The following is a 5,137-nucleotide window of genomic DNA, read 5'->3' on the forward strand; positions in this document are numbered from 1 at the left end:
GACTTTTAGTCGGAATCGAACCTATGGATTTTCAATCCATAGTGGTTCAGTTTTTTATTTTTATTTTTTTTACATGAACATTTTTGTAGCTGGCTTAAGTTATCAGATTACTGATGCCGATTTAAAAGAACTGTTTGAAGAATACGGAGACGTTTCTTCTGCCAAGATTATTACTGATCGTGAAACCCGCCGTTCAAAAGGCTATGGTTTCGTAGAAATGTCCAACGAAGGTGATGGACAACGCGCCATTGAAGAACTCAACGATGCTGAATACGACGGACGTACATTGTCTGTCTCTGTAGCTCGCCCTCGTGCTGAGGGAGATCGTCCGAGGTATAATAACAACCGTGGAGGTGGTTACGGAAACCGCGACAGGAACAGGTATTAATCTTTTATTAGATTTAGAGAAACTGCATCACAACCGATGCAGTTTTTTTATGCCCTTTCGGTTCTGCCGGGAGAAAATTTGTTATCTTTACGCCGTTAAACTATTTTGCCCTTATTCCTCTTATGTGTACGCTGCTTACAATTGAAACATCCACTCCCGTATGTTCCTGTGCGCTTTCGCGTGATGGGGAGATCCTGGTAAATAAAGAGAATTATGAAGGCCGGTCGCATGCAAGCCTGGTAGGTCTGTTTGTCCATGAGATTATGGAGTATGCCAGAGAACAGGATATCCACCTGGACGCTATCGCTGTGAGTAGCGGCCCCGGCTCTTATACCGGACTGCGTATCGGTGTATCGGAAGCCAAGGGATTGAGTTACGGCCTGGATATTCCAATGATCGCCATTCCCACGGCCCGTATCATGGCTTCGATGATGAAAGAGAAAGCAGATGAAGATACGCTGCTTTGCCCGATGATAGATGCCCGGCGGATGGAAGTCTATGCCACCTTTTTCGACCGGTCGCTGAATATGATCCGTGCAACATCGGCCGACATAGTGAAAGAGGACAGTTACAGCGACCTTCTTGAGAAACAGAAGATCATCTTTTTCGGGAACGGTGCCGAGAAGTGCCGTACTGTCATCACGCATCCCAATGCGCTGTTCTTTGATGATATTCACCCGCTGGCTTCGGCAATGGTGTCTCTGGCAGAAAAAGCCTTTGCCGATAAAACGTTTGTGGATGTAGCCTATTTTGAACCTTTTTACCTGAAAGAATTTGTAGCTACCGTACCAAAGAATAAGGTGATTGACGTTAAAAGCTAATCATTCCTCTTTTTGTATTTCCGTAATTAACCCGGAGTGAGTTAAATAGAATTCTTTCATAATTCAGGATTTCAGGGAGCTAATCGTTGCATATTCCAGCCTTTGTCTCCTTTATAATACGCCATGCGGTCGTGCATTCGGTTGGGGCGTCCCTGCCAGAATTCGATCATTGTCGGTCGAATCAGAAAACCGCCCCAATGAGGAGGTCGTGGTATTTCACTGCCGGAGAATTGATTTGCATACCTCTTCTCCAACTCTTCCAGTTCTTCGCGGCCCCTCACTATCCTGCTTTGGGGTGATGCCCATGCCCCTATCTTGGCATCATTGGGCCGTACGTTGAAATAGGCATCCGCCTCTTCGTCCTCCACCTTCTCGGCAATACCTTCGATCCTTACCTGCCGTTCGATCTCATGCCAGTCGAAAACGGCTGCAGTAAAAGGATTAGCAAGTAATTCCTGTCCTTTCCGGCTCATATAGTTCGTGTAAAATACAAATCCTTTCTCATTCAGCTCTTTTAAAAGTACCACACGCGCTGAAGGCCTTCCGTCGGGAGTGGCTGAAGCTACGGTCATGGCGTTGGGTTCCGACAAACCGGAGGCAATGGCTGTTTCCAACCATACCTTGAATTCATCGAAAGGATTCGGTGCCATCTCTGTTTCGTTAAGGCTTCCTGCTAGGTATTCATGCCTCATTCTACTTAATTCGTCCATCTGCTGTGAAATCTACATTTGCTCCTCACAAAAGTACATGATTTTCTGCTGAAAACCACGCTGATTCTTTTAAATAGTTATGCATTTTTCTTATCTTCGCAGATTGATTATGTTGTGGTAAACGGATCAGATGATAAAAGCAGAAAAAATTTTTAAGAGCTTCGGCCCGCTTCAGGTACTGAAAGGGATCGATCTGGAGGTGCGGAAAGGAGAGATAGTATCTATCGTGGGGCCGAGTGGCGCGGGTAAGACTACCCTGCTGATGATCATGGGGACATTGGAAAAAGCCGATTCAGGCAGGATTTATATCGATAATCACGAGTTGAGTTCCCTGAGCGAGAAAAAGTTGTCTGATTTCCGGAACAGGAATATCGGATTTGTTTTTCAGTTTCACCAGTTGCTGCCTGAGTTTACCGCCCTCGAAAATGTGATGATCCCGGCGCTGATAGGGCATGCGAAACATGTCGAAGCAGAAGCGAGAGCAAAGGATCTGCTGTGTATGATGGGACTTTCAGAACGTATCACCCATAAGCCGGCGGAATTATCCGGCGGTGAAAAACAACGTGTCGCAGTAGCCCGTGCATTGATAAACGATCCCCTTGTAGTGTTTGCCGATGAGCCTTCCGGTAGCCTCGACTCCGATAATAAGGAGGAGCTTCATAAGCTTTTTTTCGAACTGCGGGACAAGCTTAACCAGACCTTTATCATTGTGACGCATGATGAACAACTGGCATCGATCACCGACAGAACCATCCACATGATAGACGGACAGATAGTCGATCAATAAAAATCATAAGTATAACCATCAAGTATATCGATCCAAACCGTATGAAGAGTAAATCACTATTTATGGCAATTATTATTACCGGGAGCATGCTGGCCTGCAACGAGGCTTCCCAGACACCGGCTTCCAAAGAGACAGGTAAAAAAGGAAATAAAGAGCTGACCGAGACTATAGGCAAAGCAAAACCTACTATAAAGGACGGTATCATGACGCCTGAAATCCTTTACAGTTTTGGCAGGGTAGGAAGTGTGGAGGTGTCGCCCGACAAATCGCATATCCTCTATCAGGTGACTTATGTGAGTGTTCCCCAGAATAAAACCAACTCGGAGTTATTTATCATGAAAAGCGACGGCTCGGAGAAGAAACAACTCACCATCACCAATACGCAGGAAAATAACCCGCAATGGATCGCAGATGGTAAAAAGATAGCCTTCCTTAGCAATGAGACCGGTTCTTCGCAGATATGGACTATTAATCCTGATGGGGGAGGGATGAAGCAGATATCCAATGTAGAAGGTGGAATCGATGGATTTAAATATTCTCCTGATGGGAAGAAAGTGCTGTTCATCAAAAGTGTGAAAACGGTGGAGACGGCAGCTGAAAAATACCCCGACCTGCCGGATGCATCGGGTAGGATAGTAGACGATCTGATGTACAAGCATTGGGACAAGTGGGTGGAAAGCGTGCCCCATCCCTTTGTGGCTGATCTTTCAGGTAATAAGTTATCAAATATAAAAGATCTTTTGGAAGGAGAGCCCTATGAAGCGCCGATGGCACCGTTTGGGGGTATAGAGCAACTTGCCTGGAGCCCCGACGGCAAAACTATAGCCTACACATCCCGCAAAAAGACAGGAAAGAAGTACACTCTTTCTACTAATTCCGATATCTATTTTTACGATGTGGAAAGCGGTCAGACTCAAAATATGACTGAAGGGATGATGGGGTACGACGTGAATCCGCAGTTCTCGCCCGATGGGAAATATCTTGCCTGGCAGAGTATGGAACGCGACGGATATGAAGCTGATAAGAACCGGTTGTTCGTGATGGATCTGGCGACAGGTGAAAAGACCTACGTTACGGAAGCGTTCGATTATAATACCGATGATTTTGTCTGGAACAGTGACAACCGTACTATATATATGGTATCGTCCGTAAAAGGAACCACTCAGCTGCATACAGCAGATATCGTTACCAAAGAGATCACTCCTATTACTCAGGGAAAATACGACTATACCTCTGTTGCCCTGGGAAATGGCAAACTGATCGCGAAACGGCAGTCCATGTCGCAACCGGCGGAGATCTACAGTGTGGATATTGCGTCGGGGCAGGCTACCGAAATATCGTTTGAAAATAAAGAGATACTCGACCGGCTACGGATGGGAGAGGTGGAAGAGCGCTGGATCACCACTACCGATGGTAAGGAGATGCTCACATGGGTAGTCTATCCACCCGATTTCGATCCTAAAAAGAGCTATCCGGCTTTATTATATTGTCAGGGAGGACCACAGAGTATGGTAAGCCAGTTCTGGTCGTATCGCTGGAATCTCCAGATGATGGCAGCCAATGGTTATATCGTGGTAGCGCCTAATCGCCGTGGCTTACCCGGATTCGGACAGGAATGGCTCGAACAGATCAGTGGTGATTACGGTGGACAGAATATGAAGGATTATCTTGCAGCCATCGATGCTGTGTCGAAAGAACCTTTTGTAGATGAGAACCGGCTCGGTTGTACCGGAGCCAGCTACGGCGGTTTCTCTACTTACTGGCTTGCCGGAAATCACGACGGACGCTTTAAAGCGTTTTTGTCGCATGCAGGTATCTTCAATCTGGAAGCACAATACCTGGAGACGGAAGAGATGTTTTTCGCCAACTGGGATATGGGCGGTCCGTTCTGGGATAAGTCAAATGCCATTGCACAACGGACATATGCCAATTCTCCCCATAAGTTCATAGATAGGTGGGATACACCGATCATGATTACCCATGGTGAATATGACTATCGTATTCTGGCATCGCAAGGAATGATGGCGTTCAATGCCGCCCAATTGAGAGGCATTCCATCGCGTATGCTTATCTTCCCCGACGAGAACCATTGGATCAGCAAGCCTCAGAACGGAGTCCTGTTTCAGCGTGAGTTCTTCCGCTGGTTTGATGAGTGGTTGAAGTAACCCACGACCTCCTTGCGGGATTGTTTTGATATAAAATAGATTGTTTTTGTGAAAGACGGCTCCATTTTTAATAGCGAGTGTAAAAAAGTGAATTTTTGGCAGAAAAAATCTCCTCAAAAGTTTTGTAATTCTGAAAATATCCTTACCTTTGCACTCGCTATCGAAATGATACTGTTCACAGTGGTGAAGGTCTTCAATAGCGACCAAAAACGGTGTGGTAGTTCAGTTGGTTAGAATATCCCGACTTCCTCGGGAGGGTCGCAGCT

General features: G+C 46.1%; 5 protein-coding genes. 4 read left to right on the top strand and 1 reads right to left on the bottom strand.

The window, feature by feature from the left end; genetic code table 11:
• Window positions 1–73 precede the first annotated feature (73 nt).
• On the top strand, window positions 74–388 hold the full coding sequence (locus U2P89_RS04340) for an RNA recognition motif domain-containing protein (RefSeq protein ID WP_076928974.1): 315 nt from the start codon (window positions 74–76) through the stop codon (window positions 386–388).
• 122 nt (window positions 389–510) lie between these two features.
• A complete protein-coding gene (gene tsaB / locus U2P89_RS04345) occupies window positions 511–1,209 on the top strand; it encodes a tRNA (adenosine(37)-N6)-threonylcarbamoyltransferase complex dimerization subunit type 1 TsaB (protein WP_322190717.1) in 699 nt (232 codons plus the stop codon).
• Window positions 1,210–1,280: 71 nt separating this feature from the next.
• Here the strand turns inward: tsaB and pdxH are convergent, their stop codons facing one another.
• Window positions 1,281–1,919, bottom strand: a complete 639-nt coding sequence (gene pdxH, locus U2P89_RS04350; protein ID WP_322190718.1) for a pyridoxamine 5'-phosphate oxidase — start codon at window positions 1,917–1,919, stop codon at window positions 1,281–1,283.
• A 130-nt stretch (window positions 1,920–2,049) separates the two neighbouring features.
• Here pdxH and U2P89_RS04355 point away from each other — a divergent pair, with 130 nt between their 5' ends.
• Both U2P89_RS04355 and U2P89_RS04360 read left to right on the top strand, forming a co-directional pair.
• Window positions 2,050–2,706: an ABC transporter ATP-binding protein gene (locus U2P89_RS04355; RefSeq protein ID WP_092026801.1), complete on the top strand. Its 657-nt coding sequence runs from the start codon at window positions 2,050–2,052 to the stop codon at window positions 2,704–2,706.
• A gap of 41 nt (window positions 2,707–2,747) precedes the next feature.
• The gene (locus tag U2P89_RS04360) at window positions 2,748–4,871 is read left to right on the top strand and encodes a prolyl oligopeptidase family serine peptidase (protein WP_092026804.1); all 2,124 of its coding nucleotides are present in this window, start codon (window positions 2,748–2,750) and stop codon (window positions 4,869–4,871) included.
• Window positions 4,872–5,137 lie beyond the last annotated feature (266 nt).

The organism is Proteiniphilum sp. (genome assembly GCF_034331125.1).
GTDB lineage: Bacteria > Bacteroidota > Bacteroidia > Bacteroidales > Dysgonomonadaceae > Proteiniphilum > Proteiniphilum saccharofermentans.

Excerpts from the sequence above, each read along its gene's own strand:
- U2P89_RS04340 (WP_076928974.1), top strand. The coding sequence starts at position 74 with ATGAACATTTTTGTAGCTGGCTTAAGTTATCAGATTACTGATGCCGAT.
- tsaB (WP_322190717.1), top strand. The coding sequence starts at position 511 with ATGTGTACGCTGCTTACAATTGAAACATCCACTCCCGTATGTTCCTGT.
- pdxH (WP_322190718.1), bottom strand. The coding sequence starts at position 1,919 with ATGGACGAATTAAGTAGAATGAGGCATGAATACCTAGCAGGAAGCCTT.
- U2P89_RS04355 (WP_092026801.1), top strand. The coding sequence starts at position 2,050 with ATGATAAAAGCAGAAAAAATTTTTAAGAGCTTCGGCCCGCTTCAGGTA.
- U2P89_RS04360 (WP_092026804.1), top strand. The coding sequence starts at position 2,748 with ATGAAGAGTAAATCACTATTTATGGCAATTATTATTACCGGGAGCATG.